The sequence below is a fragment of the Pedobacter sp. WC2501 genome (assembly GCF_052682415.1).
Window position 1 is genome coordinate 4,115,393 of the sequence record NZ_JBQZFI010000001.1, and the last position, 25,475, is coordinate 4,140,867.

Below are 25,475 nucleotides of genomic sequence, written 5' to 3' on the forward strand. Positions count from 1 at the left end.
ACGATAGGAACAGTGTAAATGATAATCCCTGCATTCTGCATAACAGCCCGTAAAACAATTGAAAATAGAATGAATTTTACAGAAAAAAACAAATGAGTAAAGAAAGATTTAACGGACTGGACCACCTGCGGGCCATCGCAATTGTACTCGTACTTCTGTATCACTACAGGATGTTTGAGCATCCGAAATGGGTGGAAACGATCGGCTGGGTCGGTTGGACCGGGGTTGACCTTTTTTTCGTATTAAGTGGTTTTTTAATTTCCAGTCAACTGTTCAGGGAGATCAGAGTGCATCAAAAAATTCAATTGGGGATATTTATGACTAAACGGTTTTTCCGGATTATCCCACCTTATGCATTTACTTTATTCCTGTACTTCAGTATATCCTTTTTCAGGGAAAGAGAAAATTTACCACCATTGTGGAAGTTCATCTCATTTACTCAAAATTATGGCCTGGACGTTTTTAATTATGGTACTTTTTCTCACGCCTGGTCCCTGTGCATTGAAGAGCAATTCTATCTGTTTTTACCCTTGTTGCTGTTATTTCTGCTAAGAGTAAAGGCAATTAGCCATATCCAATTTATCATCCCGTTACTGATCCTAATTTCCATTACTTTGCGCTATTTCTCCTGGACCAAATATGTTTTTCCAGATATCAATACCGCGGATTTTTGGAGAACGTGGTATATGAAGATCTATTATCCGACCCATACCAGGCTTGATGGATTGGCAATTGGCGTATTGATTGGTTATCTGTTCAGTTTTTCCCAGAAGTTTAGGGCTGCGGTTGACAGTTACGGAAATCCCCTGCTACTCATCGGAATGTTGGCGGTAGGTTTGTCGCTGTGGTTTTGCAAAGACCAGGTCTCAGAAAATACCTCGTTTTTTGGTTTTACATTCGTAGCTATCAGCTATGGCATTCTGGTGCTGGGTTCAATTTCGAAATCATCTGTTTTAAGCAAGCGGAAATATCGTATCACTTCTCAACTGGCAGCACTTTCTTATTCCATTTATCTTTCACACAAGGGGATCATCCACATGGTACAGTGGTTACTTAAAAAAGGGGATATTTCTACATCAGGAAATGTTGCTCTTTTTATCTGTTTTACGGCATGTATCATCACAGGATTATTTTACCGTTTGGTCATCGAAAAACCATCTGATCAAGTTAAAAATCTAGTATTAAACAACAAAAAATAACTCCAATGAAAACAATTATGATCACTTTATTCATCATGTTATCCCATTTCGTAAATGCCCAGGATACAACCCGGGAAAAGGTAAGGATCGAAAAGGTCGTCCAACATTTCAGACAAAGCATCATCGAAAAAGATTCTGTACTATTTAATCAGTTGTTCCACGAGAATCCTGTGGTCTGAATAGGGTCAATGTCATTAAGTTAAGGGTTATTAGCCACAGATGAGCACAGATAAACACGGATTTTCATATCTGTGTGCATCCTTCCTATCTGTGGTTAAATTATTTTCTTATGCCTAATGGCTTAACTTAATAACATTGTGGATAGGGGAAAAGGGCAATGGAAGATCGTAGGCATCATTTATTCTTATGAGCTTACTGAATTTATCCTAAGCGTTAATTTTGATCATTCCATTCCGGACAGCCATAATTTTAGTATATTAGAATAATCAAAAAGTGATGATGACCCAAATCAATCCACCTGATTAAAAATCTCCAAAAAGAATATTCCAAAAGTCCACCTTCACGCCACATTTACCCCACCTTTAGGCCACCTTTAGGCCACCTTCCAGCCAGGTCAGCGTATGGCTTGCTTGCACACTACTTTACCCTTGCTTCGGTTGAGTTGTAGTCCTAGTGTAGGTCGGGTAGGTTAATTTGCGTCGTTTTAGATTGGTAGGTTAACAATAGCTAAATAACAGGTAAAGGGAAAGTTATCTCGGGGTATTGTTGGTGTATGGCTGTGTCGGAGCAGTCGGGGTTAAGCGGAAAATAAACTGCTGTTAGGATTTTAGCATAGCGGAATCATTTTTAAATGAAAAAAACCTCACATTTCTGTGAAGTTTTCTGTGGATCTCTTGGTACAAAATCCGAACCATTTTGATTTCGGTAATTTTCCTAGGTTCTTGCTTTCCATTTTTTGAGGATAGTCTTTTAAACACTTTTAAAGAATGTTTATAGCCATAAGAAAACAAAAAAAGCTATGGTGTTTATGAACCGTGAGAATGCGACTACAGACAATTCATTACACGTATTTGTGGAAAATCCCAATTTTGAATTGAGCAATGTCTTCATTGTTGGTTCTGACAATAACTGTTTCTTTGTGTAACGTCTGAGTAAAGCATCAGTATAAAAAGGTTGTTTTGAGTTACTAAAAATCTTACTGCTTCACCGCTGCAAGGTGGAAAGTCCCGTTATCCTAAACTTTAAAGCGAAATAGGGTGACAGCTTAAATAAGGAACGGGTGGCCATTTTCGCCGAAATGCGCACCTCACCCCTTAAAATCAGTTTGGGCCATATCGAACATGGAGCTGATACAGGAAAGCCGATGAACTCTATTTCATCATAGGGTGTTCTACAATAAAAATGCATGAATCAAGTCATAAGTTAGTTGTATTCTTTTCTAACATTTAGCTATGTTAACTGTTAGTAGGTAACATTCAATGTTACAGCTTCGATTTGCCGCCTTATGCAATAAAGTTGATCTAATATTTAGAACCAAGAATACAATGAAAAACTTCCACCTATTTACGAGTTGAAAAAAAGTATTAAAAATGAAAAATGTAATAACAATAACAATATCCTTATTGATGTTTATGAGTTGTCAAGGAAAACAAAATTCATCAAAAACGCATCAAAGCCCTTCATCCGAAACTGGAAAATTATCGCCAGAAACTAAAATTACGGATTCTGTTAATGCGATAGAAATTCTTCAAAAACCAACCTACAGGTATCAAACTTCCCTAAATGGTTATAACTTTAATTTGCCTTTTAATTACAGAATAAGATTCATTCCTACAGAAAAAAGCCCAGATAGTTATTACAAATTCCAATGGAAAATTAATGACAATTTTACGATAGACAGTGACGCTAAGGGATTTAAACGTTTTTCGGTATTTAATTTCATCAACTTTCTTCCTTCCGGAACCGGGGAAGGCGATTTTTTTATTGTAAAGAGTAATGGTTCACTTCGTTTAAAGATTTCTGATTTCCTGGAGACAGCTGATGAGGTTTTTTACAAAAATGAAAACAGTACCATTTTCAAACACAGAGGGAAAATAAGGGCTTTATATTTTGAGTATCTCCCAAAAACACAGGAATATTTGGTTTATCTGAGTGACACACCTTTTTGGAACAAAAGTCCAGAACCAAATATTAATGAAGAAATTAATCAATTGCTGAATCAAATCAGAATGGCTAAAAATATTTTTAAACCCATTAAAAATCAAGATAAAAGCTGGGATTCTTATAAGAATCAACTTTCAATTTTAGAAAAAGAGTTTTTTAAGGGCCTAAATATCCAAGTAAAAACCACTTTAGGTTCAAATATAAATACAGAATCTTACTCACCTTCCGATCAAGGAAACAACAAGTATTATACTGTTTTTAAAATAAATCCAGCAGCAGATGCGATATGGAAAAAATTACATTCTGTACAAAAGAACGGAGTATTAGCTATTACTGAAGTTGATAAAGTGTTTAAATATTTGTCTGAAAATAATTTCAGATTTTTTTATAATGCCAACTACAGGCAACTTGATAAAAGCAATCTAAGTATTGTTTACCAAAGAGGTTCCGAAGAATCCTTTTGTTTAATAACCAAAACAAAAAATAATAAGTTTATAATTTTTAAAGAATTTCCAGCTTTAACAACCGTGAGCAAAGACTATTATAAAAATGAAATTGAATTTTACAGGGAATTATTTGAAAATTATGATTGCTAACCTTAGTTTTAAATAACTTACACAGGAATTGCCCGAACCTTCAGGAGTTTTCAGACGCGGAGTTTGTGATAAAAAACATGGGACCTTCCATCTTAAGCCAAATGGAAAAGTTTTCTATTACAGAACCATGCAAATGGATAGATGACCAGGTTGGTTGCTGCCGTGAGCTTTCGATAATGCGTGCCTTCCTAAATAATAAAGGCCTATAAGCTATTTGATTATGGTTCATAAATAAAAGAAGCCCATAACAAATATGAACCTAACTATCAGCACTTTTGGTAAAGAAAACTGAAAGCAGCGTAAAGTTATATCAAATCTGAATAGGAGATCAGCAACGCAAGTTTACTTATGCAGATTACTTTATTCGGTAAACAAAACGCAAATAACTTTGTTTTGCGTATGTGAAATACGCTAACCTTTAATAAACCAACAAAAGCAATGCCCATCCACCACAAAAAAATATCCAGTTCAATCATCCTTATCTTACTAACTGCATTGCTGATATCGGCCTGCGGTAACCATTCCAATAGTAAAGATACTCAACCACCAGCGAAAGACATTTCAGCCCCCTGCCTTTCTTGCATAAAAGACATTTTAGCTATCCCCAATTTATACCACACCGTAAGTCTTGATGGTACCAAGCTAAATATTGACCTGCCTTATAATTATGAGCTGGAAAGTAATGGTGGTACCTACGAATTTAAGTGGAAGTTATGCGACCTAAATATCGACAGTAATGATCCAGGCTATTACTATGCGGGGTTCAAAGACATGTTACCGTATAAGCATTTTCAGGGCTTTGATGGGCGATTGCATATTGTAAAATCAAAAGACCCGAATGCTGTTACTACCGATAAGTTCAAAGCAATGCATAAGGATGGCGACGTTGAAATACTGTATTCAGATAGTAATAGCGTTGTTTATATAGAGGGTAATATGTATTACACGCTATATTTTCAATACCTGGAAGCGCAACATGCCTTCGCCATCTATCTGAACGAAGAAAAGACTGTTACCTATGAGGCTTCACCAAAACAACTGACAGATCTTGCAGCCGTGAAACTGCGGATGGCTAAAAACTTATTTGTCACCCACAAAAATCCGGAAGCATTTAGTTGGGCGGCCTATAAAAAAACACTTTCTCTGCTGGAATCTGGACTTTTTGATAGCATCAGCGACCAACTCTACCGCAATATTAATTTTCCAGCCAAAGAAGAAATGTTCTCTACAACCCTTGAAGGGAATTATCAATTGGTTAGCATGATCAAGAGCCCTGCAATATTAACCTCTTTACGGAGTGGTCTTGATAAAATCCCCCAAAACGGCTTTGTAACGACAAAGGCTACTTTTGATCAGGAGGCTGTTTCATCAATAGCCTTTCTACGTGGTGATGACGATAAGATACGGGTGGCCTATAAAGATAGCCAGGCTTATATATTGGAGTTCAAAGGTTACAATGGTTATATCAGTTACTTTGTCTGTTGTTTCACTTCTATACAGGCAAAGCCCGTGCTGCTACTAACAGGGAATTATGCCAATACCCAGGAATTACCCAACCTTGCAGCAGCTCGCTTATACTTAAATTTCTTTAAGGAAGGTATCCGTAAGTAAGCTCTTATAAATTGGATAACAGCCTAGGGAAAGGGGGATAAGGAATTGATTAAAGTCCCTGTTATGTAAAATAATATTTTATAAACATGGAAAAAAAACAACCTTTTTGCATTGCCTTAGGGCAAGGGTTTATCATAACAATTTTAAACGATGAAATTGCAGCTTTACAGGATTATGCCATGGATGCAGGCGATGCATTGTGGTATATTATGGGGACAGATGCCTGGCTGGAATTGCAAACAAAAGGTGCTAAGCCCGCAATGGTGCTTAGAAGCTACGATAAAATTTATTTCACTTGCTTTATAAATAATGATATCGCTGAAAAAATAGCTGGCTTCGAGGAGAGCGGTATTATTGTTCTTTCGTCAAATGAAGCATTGACATCGGAACAACTATTGAAAGATTTCGATGAAGATTCAAGTCTCGATGATATTGGTCATTGGATTGAGAATAAGAACAAAAAGGAAGGTGTAGTTATAGAAGGATTCCTAGTTTGTTATTATTCAAAAGAGACAAGAAAAAGGCTACATGGAGGCGATTATATTGACTGACCCAGCAATATAACAGATAGCTTAATTGATAAGTTATGCAGATATATTCCGTTTTGTCTTATAATTAATATTATGTTAAGTTTAGCTTTCTAATACCTCCCTAGCTCTTTATAATATAACAAATAAATTATAGTTCCTGAAGTTTGCGGCTAAGTTCCTGTACCTTGTTTGTTGCGCCTTTTTTGTTGTAGATATCAATCAGCAACTGTACAGTTTTCTTGTCGTTTGGATTAATTTCGTTGGCACGTTGTAAAGCAAATTGTGCGCGGTTAATTAGACCTTTATATTTTTCAGTTTTGTCTGCATCGCTTGCGCGTAAAGTTTCATTCGCGGTATTGATGTAAGCTAAACTCAATTGGTACAAGGCATCGAAATAATTCTGATCCGTGGTTAAAGCTTTATCGTAAGCTAAAATTGCGGTAGCATTATTTCCGCCAACCTGTTGCAGGTAACCGTATAGAAAATAAAGCAATTTATTTCCTTTTTCTACTTTTAAATTATTTTCGATTAATCCCTGTGCTTTACTGTAATTCTCTGTGTCAAGCAAAAGATTGATATAATCGTTCGTTAAAAAACGGTTAAATGGATTTAAAACCAATCCATCTTCTAAAGTTTTGATGGCTGTTTCGTTTTCTGATTTCACTACATACATCTGGGCCATTTTCTGAAAAACAGATGGATTTTTAATCCCATTTTCTTTTGCACGTTTAAAATACGCTAAAGATTCATCGTAAGATTGAATATTTAATGCGCAAATCGCGGTATTTAAGGCCAGAGTAGTATCTGCAGGAAAATTATCTGAAACTTCTTTCAGGTCAGCGAATGCCTCTTTAAATTCATTGTTAAAATAGGCTTCATTCCCTTTATCCTGCTTTTTGATCAAAATGTTGTGGTCAGATGCTTTAATAAGTCCCCCATTATCATTGTAACGGTCTAATGCTTTTGCTTTGGCAACCGCCTCTACTGCGCTGTCATAAAATTTATTCGCATTGTTAGGGTCGGTATCAATCAGCGATGCAAATGAGGTAAGGTAAGATTTTATAGACCAGGTTTCCGTCCAGTTTTTAGTTTTGATGTCTTTTTCGGCAGATTCTATCGATTTTAAACCCTCTGTAATAATGCTTAACTGCTTTTTCTCATCTTCTTTGTTGGCTATAGATGCCTGAAGTTTGCCGACTGAATTTCTGGCAATCAGGATTTGACTTTTTTGGGCTACAGCATTAAAAGAGACGAAAATTAAGGCGGTTAAAGATATTTTAAGGCAATTCTGCATAATGTATTGATGTGATAAAACCGTAATAAACCATAAAAATAAACATAAAAAAAAGAGCCCCGAAATTTCAGGGCTCTTTTTTTAAATCGTATCAGAATTATTGTTTAGGCAATGCGTCTAAACGTTTCTTGACATCTTCGTAATTTTTAGTGTCATTTCTGAAAGCATAGATCGTTTTCAATGTTTCTAATGCACCTTGGTTTTTGGCATCAACTTCTAAAGCTTTTTTGTAAAAAGGAAGCGATTTATCTAACAAAGCATTCATTTTACCGGTTACTTCGTTAAATTCTTTTACTTTTTTAGGATCTATTTTATTTCTGTCGGCCTGTAATTTTAAAGCCTGGCTGAAATAAATGTTGCCTAATAAAACCTGATAGCTAGGGTTATTTGGCTCTTTTGCAGCTAAAGCAACTAACATTTGCTCCGATTTTGCTGCATCACCCCTATCAATATAAATCTGGGTTTCAGTTTTAATCCAATCTGTATTTTCAGGGAATTTAGCAGAAGCTTCTTTAATAACGGCCAAAGCAGCTGTAGTATCTTTCTGCTTGCTTAAAACAGCATTGATAATTTCAGAATATAATTCTTTAGATTGTGGTGAGTTTAAAGAGATCACTTTTTTAAACTGAGTAATCATACCTGGATAGTCTTCAATATTTCTTGCTGCAATACCAGCATTTAAATACATCGCAGTATCTTGTGGATTAATTACCGTTGCAGCAACAAATTTCTCGTAAGCTGTTTTGTAATCTTTTTTGTTGTAAGCGATTACACCAGCGTTTCTAACGGCATTGCTTACATTCGTTTCAGCTGAACTGATGTTATCCTTTTCAGCACCTTTAGTATCCAGTTTTTTTGCTTCAGCAATAGCTTCCTGTGCAATTTTAAGATTAGCATCAGCGTTTGCAGTACTGGTTGAATCTAAAATCGCTGCAGAAGAGGCAAATAGCGCACGGTAAGACCATGCTTCAGGCATTACTTTAGATTTTTCATCAGCAATGGCTTTATCAGTATGGGCCAAGCCTTTAGCTAACGCTTCAAGTTTTTTTGCCAATGGAGTTGTGGCGCTCGAAGAGGTTAGCTGGAATAAACCCCAGTCGTTTTTTGCCGCGTTTACTTCACTTTTCTGAGCAAAAGCAGCGCTTACCGCACCTGCTAGAAATATACTTAGAAATACTCTTTTCATAATTTTTATTCTAATCTTAATTTAGTTAATTTTCTTTTTCCGTTTCGTTATCTGATTCGCCCTCTTCTTCTTCAGTATCATCCGCTTCCGGAGTAGTATCAGCTTCTATTTCTTCACCGTCTGTAACTACAACATCTGTTAAATCTACTGTTTCTTCTTCGTCTTCCTCGTGGTCAATTTTAGTAACCGATGCAATCTCGTCATCACCTTTTAACGATATTAAGCGAACCCCTTGTGTGGCACGTCCCATTACCCTTAATGCTGATACCGGAATTCTGATTACAATGCCTGAACGGTTAATGATCATCAAATCTTCGCTATCAGTAACGTCTTTTATAGAAACTAATTGCCCGGTTTTTTCAGTAACGTTTATTGTTTTTACACCTTTACCACCTCGGTTGGTTACACGGTAATCTTCAATATCGGTACGTTTACCGTAACCTTTTTCTGATACTACTAACACCGTAACTTCAGGATTGTTTACAGCAATCATGCCAACAACTTCATCCTGGTCATGCGCAAGCCTCACACCACGTACACCAGTAGCTGTTCTACCCATCGGACGAACGGTTTTTTCATTGAAACGGATGGCTCTTCCTGAGCGTAAAGCCATTACAATTTCGCTTTCTCCGTTGGTTAAACAAGCTTCTAATAAGATATCGCCTTCGTTAATGTTAATGGCATTGATACCATTTACACGTGGACGTGAATACGCTTCAAGAGAAGTTTTCTTAATGGTACCTTTTTTAGTACACATAATGATGAAATTGTTCTCTAAATATTCCTGGTCTTTAAGGTTTTTAACTTTGATATACGCCTTAATTTTCTCTTCTTTCGGAATGTTGATGATGTTCTGTATCGCTCTTCCTTTGCTGGTTCTTGAACCTTCCGGAATTTCGTACACCCTCAACCAGAAACACCTTCCGGCTTCGGTAAAGAATAACATGTAATTGTGGTTGGTGGCAACCAGCATGTGCTCAATAAAATCTTCATTCCTTGAGTTACTGCCTTTAGATCCTTTACCACCCCTTCCCTGTGCTTTAAATTCGCTTGCAGGAGTACGTTTAACATAACCTTCGTGAGAAATGGTGATCACAACTTCTTCATCGTCGATGAAATCTTCCATACTCATGTCTTCGGCTGAGTGAACGATTGTAGTTCTGCGTTCATCGCCAAATTTCTGTTTCACTTCTTCCAGTTCATCCTTGATAATCTGCATACGCAAACCTTCATCTGCTAAAATAGATTTCAAGTATTCGATGGTTTTCATTAATTCAGCATATTCTTCTTTGATCTTATCACGCTCTAGTCCTGTTAAACGACGCAATGTCATATCCAGGATCGCTCGTGCCTGAAGGTCGCTCAGCCCGAATTTTTCCATTAAGCCTAAACGGGCTTCCTCTGGCGTTTCTGATGCACGAATCAATTTAATTACTTCATCTAAATGATCTAAAGCAATTAAATAACCTTCTAAAATGTGTGCACGTTTTTCAGCCTCGGCCAATTCATATTTGGTACGGCGAACAATTACATCGTGACGGTGATCCACAAAGTGAACAATCAAATCTTTAAGATTCAACATCTGTGGACGGCCTTTTACCAATGCAATGTTATTTACACTGAAAGAGGTTTGTAAAGCTGTATACTTATATAGGTTGTTTAAAACGATAGAAGCATTTGCATCACGTTTGATTTCGTAAACGATGCGGATACCATCTTTGTTCGATTCATCTTTGATGTTCGATATACCTTCCAGTTTTTTCTCGCCAACCAATTCAGCAGTACGCTCAATCATTTGTGCTTTATTTACCTGGTACGGAATTTCGGTAACAATAATTACCTCACGGTCTTTAATGTTTTCGATTTCGGCTTTTGCACGCATTACAATACGTCCGCGGCCAGTTTCGAATGCTTCTTTTACACCGGTATAACCATAAATAATGCCACCTGTAGGGAAATCCGGAGCTTTTACAAACTTCATCAATTCCTCTATCGTAATATCTCTATTGTCGATATAGTTTATCACACCATCAATTGCTTCAGTTAAGTTGTGTGGTGCCATGTTGGTGGCCATACCTACCGCAATACCAGAAGAACCATTAACTAAAAGATTAGGTATCTTTGCAGGTAAAACCGTTGGCTCCTGCTCTGTATCATCAAAGTTTAATTGAAAATCTACTGTATCTTTATTGATATCGGCAACCATTTCTTCGGCAAGTTTGCTAAAACGAGCCTCAGTATAACGCATTGCAGCCGGAGAGTCACCATCAATGTGGCCAAAGTTACCCTGACCATCTACCATTGGATAACGTAAACTCCAATCCTGAGCCATACGAACCATGGTAAAATATACCGATGCATCACCGTGTGGGTGATACTTACCTAAAACCTCCCCCACAATACGGGCAGATTTTTTATAAGGTTTTCCACTAGTTACACCTAAACCCAACATGCCGTAGAGCACACGGCGGTGTACTGGTTTCAATCCATCGCGTACATCAGGCAAAGCCCTTGATACGATAACCGACATTGAATAATCAATGTAAGCCGATTTCATCTGCTCTTCTATGTTAATTTGAATGATTTTGTCGTTCTGCTGATTTTCTAAATCTTCTGCCATAAATTATTATTCTCGCTACTTAAAACGATATTAAAAAAGGGTATTACTATAACCTTGCGAATTTAACAAAATTATGCCGAATTAAGGCATTGTGGAAAATTTTTGACCTTTGTTATAGGTTTTTCACTCCCGATGTAATTTTAAGTTATTGAAGGCTAGTTTAAGAGTTTTTGATTTAGACCTGTTTAGCTTTTTGAAAACTGCAGGGTTTGTCAGATTGGATTGATATTTTTTTTGGAAATGTAGGGTACCGTGTAGGTGGCGGTTTGCAGTCCTGCTACCGCTGCAAGTCCTCGCTCGTACCTCGCTGTGGGCTTTTCGCTATATCAGGTTTATAAACGAGGGTTCTTTATCAAACATTTCGGCTAAACCTGATAGGTTTGTAGAACTAAAATTTACATTCTTAGGTAATTCTAATACTTTTGCTTTTAAACCTTTTATAAGATGGCAAACGAGAAAAAATCTGCAATGAGTTTTATTATGGTAACCCTCCTGATCGATTTTACAGGTTTTGGGATCATTATTCCGGTTTTACCTAAACTTATACAGGATTTTACCGGTGGCGGTTTTGGGTTGGCAGCAGAATATGGGGGCTGGCTTACGCTTGCTTATGCATCAGTACAATTCATTTTTTCGCCGATTATTGGCGCTTTAAGCGACCGTTACGGTCGGCGGCCGGTATTACTGAGTTCGTTATTCGGGTTGGGTATCGATTATATATTTCTGGCTTTCGCCCCTTCAATTGTTTGGTTATTTGTAGGAAGAATTATAGCTGGGATTACCGGAGCAAGTTTTACCACTGCCCAGGCCTATATTGCTGATGTTTCGCCTCCTGAGAAAAGAGCGCAGAATTTCGGTCTGGTTGGTGCTGCTTTTGGTGTAGGTTTTATTTTAGGTCCGGTTTTAGGTGGTGCATTCAGTCATTTTGGTACACGTGTTCCTTTCATGATTGCTGCAGGTTTGTCTTTGATTAACTGGCTTTATGGCTATTTTATATTACCGGAGTCATTACCGGTTGAAAAACGCAGGGCTTTTGAATGGAAAAGGGCAAACCCAATAGGCTCATTGGTTAGTATCGGTAAATACCCTGCCTTAATTGGGCTGATGATTACTTTATTCTTATTGTATTTCGCAAGTCACTCGGTTCAATCGAACTGGACGTTTTATACCATGGAAAAATTCGACTGGGATGCCGCATGGGTGGGTTACTCATTGGGTTTTGTGGGCTTGGTGATCGGAATTGTACAGGGAGGTTTAATTAGGGTAATCTTGCCAAAAATTGGAGAAAAGAAATCGGTTTACTTTGGCTTGATTTTATATGTAATCGGCTTTACAGCCTTTGCTTTTGCGTCAAAAGGCTGGATGATGTTTGCCTTTATGCTCCCTTACGGTTTGGCCGGAATCGGTGGCCCGCAATGCAGGGTTTAATCTCTAATCAGATTCCATCTAATGCACAAGGCGAGATGCAGGGTGTTTTAACAGGTTTGCAAAGTTTGGCAGCCATATTTGCGCCCTGGGCGATGACACATATTTTTGCTTATTTTATAGAAGGTAAGGCACCAGTTTATTTTCCGGGGGCACCGTTTATATTGAGTGCCGTGTTAACGTTAATTGGGTTGTTTATTTGTTTAAGGAGTTTGAAGAAATATCATTAATGAGTTCCCCGCAGATTTGAGAAGATAAAAAACGCAGATCATACAGATTTGGCAGCTAAAAGTTCCACACTAATATTTATAAAAATCCTCTTAAATCTGCGCACCTTTTCTGCGGAATTTGCGGAAAACAAATCACTATAAACAGTTCACTCGCTAAATTAGCCAATTGCTGCACTCCCCTTTTTGGAGCATAATATGAATACCGTTTATATTGAGTGCCATGTTAACGTTAATTGGGTTGTTTATTTGTTTAAGGAGTTTGAAGAAATATCATTAATTAGTTCCCCGCAGATTTGAGAAGATAAAAAACGCAGATCATACAGATTTGGTAGCTAAAAGGTCCACACTAACATTTATAAAAATCCTCTTAAATCTGCGAACCTTTTCTGGGGAATTTGCGGGAAACAAATCACTATAAACAGTTCATTCGTTAAATTAGCCAATTGCTGCACTCCCCTTTTTGGAGCATAATATGAATACCGTTTATATTGAGTGCCATGTTAACGTTAATTGGGTTGTTTATTTGTTTAAGGAGTTTGAAGAAATATCATTAATGAGTTCCCCGCAGATTTGAGAAGATAAAAAACGCAGATCATACAGATTTGGTAGCTAAAAGGTCCACACTAACATTTATAAAAATCCTCTTAAATCTGCGCACCTTTTCTGGGGAATTTGCGGGAAACAAATCACTATAAACAGGTCATTCGCTAAATTAGCCAATTGCTGCACTCCCCTTTTTGGAGCATAATATGAATACCGTTTATATTGAGTGCCGTGTTAACGTTGATTGGGTTGTTTATTTGTTTAAGGAGTTTGAAGAAATATCATTAATGAGTTCCCGCAGATTTGAGAAGATAAAAAACGCAGATCATACAGATTTGGCAGCTAAAAGTTCCACGTTACATTTATAAAAATCCTCTTAAATCTGCGCACCTGTTCTGGGGAATTTGCGGGAAACAAATCACTATTACAGTTCATTCGCTAAATTAGCAGAAGGCAAAACACCTGTTTACTTTCTTGCAGCACCGTTTATATTGAGTGCCGTGTTAACGTTGATTGGGTTGTTTATAGCACTTAGGTCGTTAAGAAAATACCATTAAGCTAAGCATTCAATACCCTGTATTCGTTATAAGCCATAACCACATTGTAAACCAAAAGAATAATCCCCTGGATATTTACCAGCTTATCAATATCTAATTTAAGGATTGTAGCAGCTAAAAAAATGACCAGGATTGATACTGCCGATATAAAAAAGGAAAGCTTAAATGAGCGATAAAGCATTGATAACCTGAACAGGGTTTTTCTTTTAAAAAGTACCGGATCTTTAATGAGTTGAATGAGATTTCCGAATACAAAAAACAAAATTAAAAAGATTGCAATTCCTGATAACACTCCTTGGTTCAGGTTTGGAATAACCAGATAACCTTTATAAATAAAATAAGCAACTATAACAATACAAAAAAATGCTTTCAATAACTGCCGGTTCTTATTTGCTAAAAGCCATTTCATCCATTCAAAATCAGCTTCAGATGCTTTCTGTTCGAGCTTTGATCTTGTTTCAGGTGAAAAAGATATAAAAGGGTTTATCAATCCAATGATCACAATCAGCATTGTACTTACAAACTGAAAAACACCATCAGCTATCAGGATTTTGATTCTTTCTGCATTTAAAATTCCTGGTGTAAAACATGAAATTAAAATCAATGCAATGATAACTAAATGAAAAACCAGAGGACTAAAATTCTCAATATTATTAGTTCCGTTATTTGGGTTATCCATTACAGTTAATTTACCAGAATCCTTATCCAGGTATTTATTCATTACCCGAATTGCAATAATGATGAAGAACAAAGAGAACATGGAGCCCAATAGAATAGAATTTTAGTGGTAAAGAAATATAAGTTTTGTATTCAGAAATAAACTAAAGTAAGGCATTTGCCAAATTGGCCAATTCACTCCTTTCGCCTTTTTGCAAAGTGATATGGGCATAAAGGGGATGATTTTTCGCGTTTTCGATTAAATAAGACAGGCCATTACTTTCTGAATCGAGGTATGGCGTATCAATCTGGTAAATATCGCCCGTAAAAACAATTTTAGTATGCTCGCCTGCCCTTGAAATGATTGTTTTAACCTCATGAGGGGTAAGATTCTGTGCTTCATCAATGATGAAGAAGATTTTGGTCAGGGTTCTGCCTCTTATAAATGCCAAAGGGGCTATGGCTATTTTCTCGGTCGTAATCAGCTCATCAATTTTTTCTGACATTTTATCATCGCCAATAAACTGTTCCTTAATAAAACGCAGGTTATCCCATATCGGTGCCATAAAAGGATCTGTTTTTGATTTTGCGTCGCCTGGCAAAAAGCCAATGTCCTTATTACTCAGGGAGACAATCGGCCGAGTAACATAAATTTGTCTGAAATTTTTACGCTGTTCTAAAGCGCTGGCCAGCGCCAATAAGGTTTTTCCGGTTCCTGCATTACCCTGAATACTCACCAGCCTGATTTCGGGATCTAAAAGGGCATGAATGGCAAATGCCTGCTCTATATTTTTTGGTTTGATCTTAAAAATGGCATCAGTAGAAACGGTCGAGATGGTTTTTAAGCTATTATTGTAAAATACGTTGGCTGTTTTTCTTTTATTTTTAAGGATATAAAAGTGATTGGCATTTTTTGGCGGTAATCCCAATTCAACTGCATCTATAAAAGCATGTTTTTTTACCTCTTCGATCACTTCGATCGGAAAATCAACCAGCTCTGTTTTACCCGCATAAAGCTCGTCTACATTTTTGATTTTACCCGTTTCGTAATCTTCTGCATTTAAATCCAAGGCTTTTGCTTTTAACCTCAGGCAGATATCTTTCGATACCAGGATTACTTTTTTATCAGGATGCTCCTCTTTTAAGCTTAATGCAGCATTTAAAATTTTATGGTCTGTTTTGCCTTTTCCATAAATGTTCTCTGCATCTACAATTAAAGGTTTCTCGTTCAGCACTACCCTAAATTTACCGGAACCGGGACTTTTTAACGAAATCCAGTCGCTGATCAGTTTTTGTTTTGAAGTTTCATCTATCAAACGGATAAAACTTCTGGCCTCGAAGTTCCGGGTGTCATTACCACTTTTGAAATTATCCAGCTCTTCTAAAACCTGGATGGGAATGGCTACATCATGCTCATGGAAGTTATTTATCGCATCGTGATCGTATAAAATAACCGAGGTATCTAAAACGAATATTTTTTTTGATGGATGGGAGATCGATTTACCTTTTTTGGCCATTTGGTAAATTTAATATTTTAAGGATAATTAGCAGAAAAATTGGCTATTCTTTTTTGGCCATTATCCAAAATCAGTGGCAAAATAAAAACGGGGAAGTCTTCTTTCGATTCATTTCCCCGTTTTAACTCTAAAAACAACCGTAGTCGCATTTTAAAGCATCTAATTCTTGTTACTTTGATTTTTCCGTTATCGTTAGGTTTTGCAACTTTTGCGATCCGTGAAAATTTATTTCCAACTCCTCTGTCCGTAAACTTTGTAGTCTTCCATAAGCTCTGTTTGGGCCTGTTCGATTTTCTCATTCTCTAACCTTGCGGTGGTCATGTATATTCTTACTCGGTTTAACCCTTTCTGAAATTAATCGTTTTCCCTGTAAACTATCCGAAACAATTCCCCTTTCGGTTCCTTATCTCTTTTGGATTGTTTTATCAGAATTCAAAGTACTTCGTATTTGATATGATCTAATTTAGTAGGAAAACACACTTTTGTCAAGAGAAAAATAAAGGTTTTTATAAACAAAGTTATTAACTTAAATATATTGGTTATCAACAGCTTAATTTTTAAAAATCTTTGTTTTTACCACGAAATCACAGTACCTTATAAGGTTATTAACAATGATAGCAATTGAACTTATAAACATTGCTTATCAATTTATCAATCAGACAGTTACTATTTTTCTGCTTAAAAATAAAAAAAAAGCAAGAAAAACTTAATTTTAATCACAACAAAAAACTTCGCTATTATGTTATTTTTGTAACATGCAGATTAGGCAACCCATTAGAAATATACAAGACTTTTTACTGAGTACATATTTTGCCGACGGTCTCCGAATTACCATTGGTGTTCTGCTTCCCTCTTTAATTTTTGCCCAGTTTGGCATGTTAAAGTACGGCATGACTTTATCTTTAGGAGCTTTGTGTGTAAGCGTAGTTGATAGTCCGGGGCCTATGGTACACCGAAGAAATGCCATGCTGATTACCACTGCACTCATTTTTACCTTCTCCATCATAACCGGGTTAACCAATAAGAACCATTATTTTATTGGCTTTTTACTGGCGGTATCGAGTTTTGTATTTTCAATGTTTTACATCTACGGCTTAAGGGCAGCAGCAGTGGGTACCGCGGTTTTACTGATTATGGTATTAAGCATTGATGACGTCCGCCCATGGCAAGAAGTATTGCTGCATGCTGTTTTGGTTCTGGCCGGTGGACTTTGGTATACCGGTTTAAGTTATTTTGTGTACCGCTTGCGCCCTTTCCGTTTGGTACAGCAATCGTTAAGTGATTCTATTTTAGAAGTTGCAGATTTTTTAAGGGAGAAGGCCAAGTTTTATCATCAGAACAATAATTACGATAAAACCTATTCAGACTTGTTACAACTTCAGGTTTCTGTTCATGAAAAACAAGATGCCGTAAGAGAATTACTATTTAGAACCCGCGAAATTGTAAGAGATTCTACTCCTGAGGGCAGATTTTTATTATTGGTATTTGTAGATATGGTCGATCTGTTCGAGCAGGTAATGTCTACCTATTATAATTACCAGCAGTTGCATGATCAGTTTGATAAAGCAGGTATATTATCAGATTACGAGATGGCCATTAAACGGATTTCGTATGCGCTTGATGATATTTCATTTGCACTAAAAAGTGGTGGAACACCTGTTGTCTCCAAACGTTTATTAATTGAGATTGAAAGGTTAAAGATCAAAATTAACGATCTGGAAAAGAACAATCAGAATCAGGAGTACAATACTTTGGGTATTATTGCCTTAAAAAATATTGAGGTGAACATTGAGAATATCCTTTCGAGGGTTAAAACTATTTTCAGCTATTTTAAAATCAGAAACAGTAAAGATATTCGGCAGGCTGATGTAGATACAGAGAAATTTATCACCAGACAAAAATTCGATTTTAAACTGTTTACAGAGAATCTAACCTATACTTCTTCTACTTTCAGGCATTCGCTACGGGTTACTGTAGTGATGCTTTTGGGTTTTATAGTAGCTCAAATTCTTGATTTCTCGCATAGCTACTGGATTCTGCTTACCATTCTGGTAATTTCTAAACCGGGTTTTAGCTTAACAAAAGAACGTAACTATCAACGTTTAATCGGCACCACCATTGGGGCTTTTATTGGCATGGCGGTAATAACTTACATCCACGATCGGAATACTTTATTCGTGATCCTGTTAATCTGCATGATTGGCTGTTATAGTTTCCAAAGGAAAAATTATGTAGTGAGTGTTCTCTTTATGACACCCTATATCTTAATCCTCTTTGATTTCCTGGGTATGGGATCGATAGCACTGGCTCGTGAACGGATTTATGATACTTTTATAGGCTCTGGTATTGCGTTATTGGCCAGTTATTCTTTATTTCCAACCTGGGAGTATGAAAAGCTCAAAGAGGCAATGATCAACATCTTAAAAGCAAATAAGGCTTATTATGAACAGGTAATTAAGTTGTATTTTGAGAAAAATTATAACAGAACGGAATATAAACTGGCACGGAAAGAAGTGTATGTAAGTACCGCAAATTTGGCTTCCCTTTTTCAAAGAATGTTTTCTGAACCCAAAAGCAAACAATTGTTTATAAAAGAGGTGCATCAGTTTACAGCATTAAGTCATTTATTGTCTTCTTATGTTGCCACACTTTCGCTCTACAATAAGGAGCATCAATTTATCTTCGAGAGTTTCGATAACCTAAAACCTCTTGCCAATAACACCAATTATTTATTGGATACATCTATAGATAATCTGGAAAAAGGTGCCGATACCATTGATAATGTACCATTAATCAGGTTAAACGAAAATGGTTTGGGGGTAAAAAAAGGTGAAGATTTAATTCCGGAGCAATTCGATCTGATCCAGAAGGTTGCTTACGACATCTACAAACTATCGGTAAAAATAAAACTTTAGTTAAAAAGAACTTCTCGCTAAGTGGTCACCCAGGCACCTGCTAAAATGGAAAGCTGCAAAACAAATTATTAAGATCTTACTAACATTCCTGATAGCCGCCCGAATCGGCTTACATTTAAATTTTAATACATCCCTCGGCGGTATGATTAGGCAATCTTTGCGGCTACTAAAAACAAAGACAGGTATAATTTGTTAAACTTAATCAATTAAGAAATTATTATGGAAAAGCTATATACAGCTGAAGTTACAGCTACTGGAGGAAGAGACGGACACATTAAATCAAGTGATGGAATTTTAGATTTAGAGCTAAGAAAACCAAAAGAACTTGGAGGGCAAGGAGGTGCTACAAACCCGGAAGAATTATTTGCAGCAGCTTGGGGACCTTGTTATTTGGGAGCATTAGGCTCAGTTGCGGAACGTGAAGGTGTTGATATTAGCGAAGCAAATGTGAAAGTATTAGTTTCTTTTAATAAAGACGGAAACTCTTTTGTACTTTCTGCTGATCTGGATGTGCATATTCCAGGGATTTCTCATGAGGAAGCACAAGCTTTAGCTGATAAGGCACATCGAGCCTGTCCATATTCGAAAGCAACTAAAGGAAATATTGAAGTAAGGGTAACTGCAGTCTAGTAAAGCATTTGGTTTGAAATTACCGATGACCCAGAAAACAAAAAAAAGTCCCGAGCAATCGGGACTTTTTTTGGATTATATTTTCTAGTTAAACAGCTTCTTGTTCAATCCTTATATTTGCAGGTCTGCCATTTTTAAAGGCATCACGGGTCTTTAGGCCTAACAATTCAAACATGGCCATGTCATCTACAAAAGCAGGATTTGGTGTAGTTAATAATTTATCGCCTGCAAAAATAGAACTTGCACCTGCCATAAAGCAGAAAGCCTGTTCCAGCGTACTCATTTCATTTCTACCAGCTGATAAGCGCACTACCGAATTTGGCATTACGATCCGTGCAGTAGCAATCATCCTCACCATATCCCAGATTGGAACACGCGGTTGATTTTCTAATGGCGTTCCTTTTACCGGAACCAAAGCATTAACGGGGACCGATTCAGGATGTTTTTCCATGTTGGATAAGGTCTGCAACATCGAAACACGGTCTTCTACCGTTTCACCTAAGCCGATAATACCTCCGCTACAAACTGTTAATTTCGCTTTACGTACGTTTTTGATAGTATTTAAACGGTCGTCGTAAGTTCTGGTTGAAATAATACGTTTATAATCATCTTCCGAAGTATCAATATTATGGTTATAAGCATACAAACCGGCATCTGCTAATCGCTGCGCCTGGTTTTCAGTAAGCATACCCAAGGTACAGCAAACTTCCATATCCATATCATTAACCGCTTTAACCATTTCAATTACGCGGTCGAAATCACGGTTATCGCGCACTTCGCGCCATGCAGCACCCATGCACAAACGTGATGCGCCACCTTCTTTAGCTTTAACAGCAGCGCTAACTACCTGTCCAACCTGCATTAAAGGTTGTACTTCTAACTCGGTGTGGTAACGGGCAGCTTGTGGGCAATATGAACAATCTTCGGCACAACCTCCGGTTTTGATCGAGATTAATGAACTTACCTGAACTTCATTGTAATCTTTATTCTCTCTATGGATACTTGCAGCTTCGTAAACCAGATCTAAAAATGGCCTGTTATAAATGTCGTATATTTCTTCTTTTGTCCAATCGTGTCTTGTTGTTTGCATGTGGATCAGATTTTACAGATTTAATTTTATTCGTCTTAGTTAATTAACAGGCAGCCAATTCAGTCTTTCGGATAAAGATACCGAACTCCTAAAATCAAGCATATCCTGCTTATAGTAAAAGTTTACTGGCCAATCCTAAAATTAACAGGAAGCCAAAAACATCGGTAAAAGTAGTAATAATTATAGATGATGCAATGGCAGGATCGATACCTACACGTTTTAAAATAAGTGGAATACCTGCACCAGTGATACCCGCAATAACCAAATTACCCGTCATAGCCAGGAAGATAACCAAACCGAGCATTGGGTTCCCATCAAAAAAGAATGCAAAAATAAATACAATTATTCCGTTTGATGCCCCATTGATCAAGCCTACGGTAAACTCTTTTAAAACGGTTCTATATGCTTGCTTATCTGTTAAATCATATAGCGAAATACGCCTCACCGTTACAGCAAGCGCTTGGGTGGCTGCATTTCCGCCCATCCCGGCAATAATGGTCATATAAGCTGCTAAGGAAGGGATCAATTTAATGGTTGGGTCGAAATATCGAACTACTGATGATGCCAGGAAGGCCGTGCCCAAGTTGATGATTAACCATGGCAAACGCGATTTCACCGCCTCTACCCAGTTACCACTTAATTCCTCATCTTCCGATACCCCTGAAATTTTTAAGATATCTTCTGTACTTTCCGCCTCCATTACATCGATCACGTCATCGAAAGTTACCCTTCCCAATAATTTCTGATGATCATCTATTACCGGGATACTGGTTAAATTATATTGAGAAATGAGGTTGGCTACTTCTTCCTGGTCGGTATCAGGATGTACATAAACCGCATCTATTTTAACCAATTCAGTTATTTTGGCATTATGTTTTGCCTTGATAATATCTTTTAACGAAACAATGCCTTTAAAAATCTCCTCGTCATCTACCACATATATGGTATAAAACTCCTCCATTTCTTCGCTCTGGCGGATAATCTCGTCAATTGCATCTTTTTTGGTAAGGTTAATGTTCACACAGATCAGTTCTGTGTTCATCAAACCACCAGCGGTTTTTTCGTCGTAAGTTAAAAGGTTCCTGATTTCTGAAGCATGATCTTCGGTAAGATCTTCCAGAATTTCTTTCTGCTCGTGGTCTTCCAGTTGCGAAATAATGTCCGTTGCATCATCATAATCAAGCTCCTCAACAATTTCGGTACGTTTATCGGGGTGAAGCTCAAAGAGTAAATCCTCCGGATGGGATTCTTCATCCATTTCCGAAATAATTTCAGAAGCGATCTCTGCTGGAAGGAGGTTTATAATATGCCGTTGTTCGGATTTATCCAAACGCTCGAATAAAATCGCAATTTCTGAGGCATGATATTCCTCTAAAACTACTTTTAAAGTTTCATCACCAGCTAAAATTGCATTTTTAACCTTGAGTACGTCGCTTTTATCTATCTCGAATGACTGCATCTATAACCTAACCAAAACGCCCTAAAGCTACAAATATTAAAAATTGATTTTTACAATAAGTGACTTTTAATGTTAGTCATTTGATGTAAAATCCTGATTATTTCCACTAAGCCATCCTTTCCCAGCTTATAGAATATTAGGTGAGATTTAACTGCCGAACATCTGTATCCCATTAATATATGATCCATTACTTTTCCATGTTCAAAATGATTTGATATATATTCACACTCACTAAGTAATAAACTATAATATCTATCTGCCTGATCTTTATACCAATTCTTAAATGTATATGACCAAATATCTTCAAGATCTATCTGTGCAGGCTTACTAATATGGTAGGTAACCATTATAAATGCTTGCGGTGTAACTCTTGCAAGTGTTTAACGGGGTCGAAATCTTTTACAAACCCACCTTCCTCGCCAACTTTTAAAGCTTCACGCAACAATTCGATCTGCTTTTCTTCTTCTTCTAAAAGTCTTAAGCTTGTTCTAATCACCTCGCTTGCAGAATTAAATTTACCAGAGGCAATTTTTTCGTTGATAAAATTATCGAAATGATCGCCTAGCAGGATTGATGTATTTCGTCCCATAATTATATTATTTAATTAAATATACCAATAATTGGTATTATTTAACAAAGTTTATTTAAACCAACCCTTACGCCAGAAATAAATCACCTGCAAAACTGCAATCACTGCCATCACAATCCAGGTGTACAAATAGCCATGCTCTGCATATAATTCAGGCATGTTATCTTTCAGTATTTTTCCTGTTGCCGGATCTTCCCTGCTGAAATTCATTCCATATATCCCTGCAATAAAGGTTAATGGAATAAATATGGACGAAATAATGGTCAATACCTTCATAATTTCGTTCATCCGGTTACTGATGATCGATAAATTCATATCAATATTGGCAGATGCAATCTCTTTTAAAGATTCAATAAAATCAATAATCTGGATGCAGTGATCGTAAGCATCTTTCATATAGGTTTTGGTCAGGTCGGATATCAACGGACTATCCGTACGGATAATATCATTCAATTTATCTCTTTCCGGCCAGGTTACTTTCCTAATGGTGATTAAAGATCTTTTAATGGCCTGTGTATCGTACATGATCCTTTTATCAGGATGATCGTACAGGCGGTCTTCAATTGCATCTAATTCTTCACCCCAAAAATTTAAAAGGCTAAAATAATTATCTACAATTACATCCATAATGGCGTACATTAAGTAGCTGCTGCCACCAATGCGGATGTTGCCCTTCCCTATTTCCAAACGTTTCCTTACCGGTTCAAAACAATCTGCATAAGTTTCCTGGAAGGTAATCAGTGTCCGTTCTGATAAAATAAAGGAAATCTGATCATTGCAGAGCACATTATCCTCGCCTAAATATAAATGCCTGCTTACCGAAAAAATATACTTATCATTATCATATTCATCCAGTTTAGGCCGCTGATAAGAGCTCGTGATATCTTCAAGCACGAGCCTGCTAATGTCTAGTTTATCGTAGAGGGTTTCAAATATATTGGGATCAGCCAAACCTTTGATATCAAACCAGTAATAAAAATCTTTGTTCTCGATTAGTTTATCAATGTTATTGATGTTTTCCAGTTCGGTTTTTTTATAACTTTTATCATTATAAGTATGCAATACAATGTGTGGTTTTAACGCCTCTTCGTCAATGGCGTACAAACCCGGACTGGTACCCGGAGTTGGAACTTTATAGTGTTTATGACGGTTACGTGGCTTGTTTTTTCCCATATATTACAAATATAGCCGGGCTTGGGGCCCCTGGTTAAATAACAGATCAACAATACTTAAGTTGGGTAAAAATTGATGTTTATCTTCAAAAACCTGATAATAGGACTTATTGTTTACAATATCTTCCTGTTTTTTAGGGTTCATGGCTGAACGGAAATCCAATTCTGGTTTAATATCATCAAAATATTCGCCCGTTACCCCAAAACTCTTATTCAATTTTAGCTTTTTGTTCAGCCACTCTAAAAGTTCGAAGTTATAATCAAACAAAAATTCAAATTTGTTGGTATAAAAACGCGAGAGTTCATCTTCATAAAACTCGAAATAAGCAGAACTCCGGTAGCAACTTTCTAAACTCAACCAATGCAAACGCTGCCAGTTAAAATCGTAACTGATCCGTACATCCTTCATTTTTGTGTGCGTTTTAGCACCTTTAACCACCGGAACGGTAATATCAAGTTTGCCATTTGGCGAATAAATACTGGCCCTGTTACGGTAAGTTTGCTTGGCTAAATGCTCATGTTTTTCAATTAAAAAATCCTCTCCCAGCTTTTGCAATAAACTAAAATAACCTACTGGCGGAAGATAAAATAATGGAAGTATAGCTGTATTCTGCATTTGAAAATTTATGTTTGTAGCTGAAACGTTTTAAAAATAATGATTAAAAGAGGGATTGCGCATATTGGCGTATTTTTTTTATACCTGTTATCACTGCTTCCCCTGCCTTTGCTGTTTTTTTTTGCAAGATTACTATATTATCTGCTTTATTACGTAATAGGCTATCGAAAAAAAGTTGTCAGACAGAATTTAACCCAATCTTTTCCCGAAAAATCTGCTGCTGAAATAAAGGTTATAGAGAAAAAATTTTTCCTGTACCTGGCCGAACTTATTTTTGAAATCATCAAAATGACCAGTATTTCTAAAGCAGAAACCTTAAAAAGGGTAAAGTTTACCGGTTTGGAGCAATTGGAGGTTCATTTTAAAGCAGGAGAAAGTGTATTGGCCTGTACCGGGCATTATGGCAACTGGGAATTAGGCACCTTAGCGCTTGGGTTGAGCATATCAGCCAAAACCATGGTTATTTTTAAACCCATCAAAAATAAAATTTTCGAAACCTGGTTTGATCGCATGCGCACCAAGTATGGCAATGTTTTCATTGCTATGCGACAAACGCTACGTGGCATGGCCGCCTATAAAAATGAGCCTACACTTTTGTGTTTTGCAAGCGATCAATCGCCTACCAGAGAAGAAACCAAATATTTTGTAGATTTTTTAAATCAGCCTACTGCTGCACTTTTAGGTGTAGAAAAAATTGCAAAATCGACCAAAAGACCGATATATTACTTTAAGGTAAGTGTGGTTAAAAAAGGTTATTACCATGTAGAAGTGTTGCCCATGTGCCTCGAACCTGAAAAAATGAAAGAATTTGAGATTACTGACCTGCACTTTAAATTTTTAGAGAACATTATAAAAGAACAGCCTCAATACTGGCTCTGGAGCCATAAGCGCTGGAAATTTAAACCCGAATAAAAA

21 protein-coding genes are annotated in these 25,475 nt (G+C 36.9%); 10 read left to right on the top strand and 11 right to left on the bottom strand.

Features of this window, described 5'->3' with window-relative positions; translation table 11 throughout:
- The first annotated feature begins 92 nt into the window (after nt 1-92).
- From ACUN24_RS17345 to ACUN24_RS17365, 5 genes are all read left to right on the top strand, one after another.
- A complete protein-coding gene (locus ACUN24_RS17345) occupies nt 93-1,199 on the top strand; it encodes an acyltransferase family protein (protein WP_445563644.1) in 1,107 nt (368 codons plus the stop codon).
- 5 nt (nt 1,200-1,204) lie between these two features.
- On the top strand, nt 1,205-1,378 hold the full coding sequence (locus ACUN24_RS17350) for a hypothetical protein (RefSeq protein WP_445563645.1): 174 nt from the start codon (nt 1,205-1,207) through the stop codon (nt 1,376-1,378).
- A gap of 1,371 nt (nt 1,379-2,749) precedes the next feature.
- Complete coding sequence (locus ACUN24_RS17355; protein WP_445563646.1) at nt 2,750-3,919, top strand: hypothetical protein; 1,170 nt, start codon at nt 2,750-2,752, stop codon at nt 3,917-3,919.
- A gap of 438 nt (nt 3,920-4,357) precedes the next feature.
- Nucleotides 4,358-5,530 carry a hypothetical protein gene (locus tag ACUN24_RS17360; RefSeq protein ID WP_445563647.1) on the top strand — a complete coding sequence of 391 codons (1,173 nt, stop codon included), beginning with the start codon at nt 4,358-4,360 and terminating at the stop codon, nt 5,528-5,530.
- 86 nt (nt 5,531-5,616) lie between these two features.
- The gene (locus ACUN24_RS17365) at nt 5,617-6,081 is read left to right on the top strand and encodes a hypothetical protein (protein WP_445563648.1); all 465 of its coding nucleotides are present in this window, start codon (nt 5,617-5,619) and stop codon (nt 6,079-6,081) included.
- Between the two features lie 127 nt (nt 6,082-6,208).
- On the opposite strand, the gene ACUN24_RS17370 is transcribed toward ACUN24_RS17365, so the two are convergent.
- From ACUN24_RS17370 to gyrA, 3 genes are all read right to left on the bottom strand, one after another.
- Nucleotides 6,209-7,354 (bottom strand): tetratricopeptide repeat protein, encoded by a 1,146-nt coding sequence (locus ACUN24_RS17370; protein ID WP_445563649.1) that lies wholly within the window; start codon nt 7,352-7,354, stop codon nt 6,209-6,211.
- A 97-nt stretch (nt 7,355-7,451) separates the two neighbouring features.
- On the bottom strand, nt 7,452-8,540 hold the full coding sequence (locus tag ACUN24_RS17375; protein WP_445563650.1) for a tetratricopeptide repeat protein: 1,089 nt from the start codon (nt 8,538-8,540) through the stop codon (nt 7,452-7,454).
- 25 nt (nt 8,541-8,565) lie between these two features.
- Nucleotides 8,566-11,160 (bottom strand): DNA gyrase subunit A, encoded by a 2,595-nt coding sequence (gene gyrA / locus ACUN24_RS17380; protein WP_445563651.1) that lies wholly within the window; start codon nt 11,158-11,160, stop codon nt 8,566-8,568.
- 444 nt (nt 11,161-11,604) lie between these two features.
- On the opposite strand from gyrA, the gene ACUN24_RS17385 reads away from it, so the two are divergent.
- Nucleotides 11,605-12,588 carry a TCR/Tet family MFS transporter gene (locus ACUN24_RS17385; protein ID WP_445563652.1) on the top strand — a complete coding sequence of 328 codons (984 nt, stop codon included), beginning with the start codon at nt 11,605-11,607 and terminating at the stop codon, nt 12,586-12,588.
- On the top strand, nt 12,576-12,815 hold the full coding sequence (locus ACUN24_RS17390; protein ID WP_445563653.1) for a hypothetical protein: 240 nt from the start codon (nt 12,576-12,578) through the stop codon (nt 12,813-12,815). The genes ACUN24_RS17385 and ACUN24_RS17390 overlap by 13 nt, the downstream gene beginning before the upstream one ends.
- Before the next feature lie 1,101 nt (nt 12,816-13,916).
- Here ACUN24_RS17390 and ACUN24_RS17395 read toward each other — a convergent pair.
- Together ACUN24_RS17395 and ACUN24_RS17400 are read right to left on the bottom strand one after the other, a co-directional pair.
- Entirely contained in the window at nt 13,917-14,636 is a 720-nt protein-coding gene (locus ACUN24_RS17395; protein ID WP_445563654.1) for a hypothetical protein, read from the bottom strand.
- A gap of 100 nt (nt 14,637-14,736) precedes the next feature.
- Complete coding sequence (locus tag ACUN24_RS17400) at nt 14,737-16,089, bottom strand: PhoH family protein (protein WP_445563655.1); 1,353 nt, start codon at nt 16,087-16,089, stop codon at nt 14,737-14,739.
- A 755-nt stretch (nt 16,090-16,844) separates the two neighbouring features.
- On the opposite strand from ACUN24_RS17400, the gene ACUN24_RS17405 reads away from it, so the two are divergent.
- The gene (locus ACUN24_RS17405) at nt 16,845-19,004 is read left to right on the top strand and encodes an FUSC family membrane protein (protein WP_445563656.1); all 2,160 of its coding nucleotides are present in this window, start codon (nt 16,845-16,847) and stop codon (nt 19,002-19,004) included.
- A gap of 219 nt (nt 19,005-19,223) precedes the next feature.
- On the top strand, nt 19,224-19,634 hold the full coding sequence (locus ACUN24_RS17410) for an organic hydroperoxide resistance protein (RefSeq protein ID WP_132397738.1): 411 nt from the start codon (nt 19,224-19,226) through the stop codon (nt 19,632-19,634).
- A gap of 88 nt (nt 19,635-19,722) precedes the next feature.
- Here the strand turns inward: ACUN24_RS17410 and bioB are convergent, their stop codons facing one another.
- The 6 genes from bioB to ACUN24_RS17440 form a co-directional block, all read right to left on the bottom strand.
- The gene (bioB, locus tag ACUN24_RS17415) at nt 19,723-20,724 is read right to left on the bottom strand and encodes a biotin synthase BioB (protein ID WP_445563657.1); all 1,002 of its coding nucleotides are present in this window, start codon (nt 20,722-20,724) and stop codon (nt 19,723-19,725) included.
- Nucleotides 20,725-20,833: 109 nt separating this feature from the next.
- Nucleotides 20,834-22,183 (bottom strand): magnesium transporter, encoded by a 1,350-nt coding sequence (gene mgtE, locus ACUN24_RS17420; protein WP_445563658.1) that lies wholly within the window; start codon nt 22,181-22,183, stop codon nt 20,834-20,836.
- A gap of 50 nt (nt 22,184-22,233) precedes the next feature.
- The gene (locus tag ACUN24_RS17425; RefSeq protein ID WP_445563659.1) at nt 22,234-22,530 is read right to left on the bottom strand and encodes a type II toxin-antitoxin system RelE/ParE family toxin; all 297 of its coding nucleotides are present in this window, start codon (nt 22,528-22,530) and stop codon (nt 22,234-22,236) included.
- Nucleotides 22,530-22,772: a type II toxin-antitoxin system ParD family antitoxin gene (locus ACUN24_RS17430; RefSeq protein WP_193420728.1), complete on the bottom strand. Its 243-nt coding sequence runs from the start codon at nt 22,770-22,772 to the stop codon at nt 22,530-22,532. Before ACUN24_RS17430 ends, ACUN24_RS17425 begins: the two co-directional genes overlap by 1 nt.
- Before the next feature lie 51 nt (nt 22,773-22,823).
- Entirely contained in the window at nt 22,824-23,945 is a 1,122-nt protein-coding gene (gene corA, locus ACUN24_RS17435; protein ID WP_445563660.1) for a magnesium/cobalt transporter CorA, read from the bottom strand.
- Nucleotides 23,946-23,948: 3 nt separating this feature from the next.
- Entirely contained in the window at nt 23,949-24,560 is a 612-nt protein-coding gene (locus ACUN24_RS17440) for a WbqC family protein (protein ID WP_315424393.1), read from the bottom strand.
- Nucleotides 24,561-24,599: 39 nt separating this feature from the next.
- Between ACUN24_RS17440 and ACUN24_RS17445 the strand changes: the two genes are divergently transcribed.
- Nucleotides 24,600-25,472 (top strand): lysophospholipid acyltransferase family protein, encoded by an 873-nt coding sequence (locus ACUN24_RS17445; protein WP_445563661.1) that lies wholly within the window; start codon nt 24,600-24,602, stop codon nt 25,470-25,472.
- Nucleotides 25,473-25,475 lie beyond the last annotated feature (3 nt).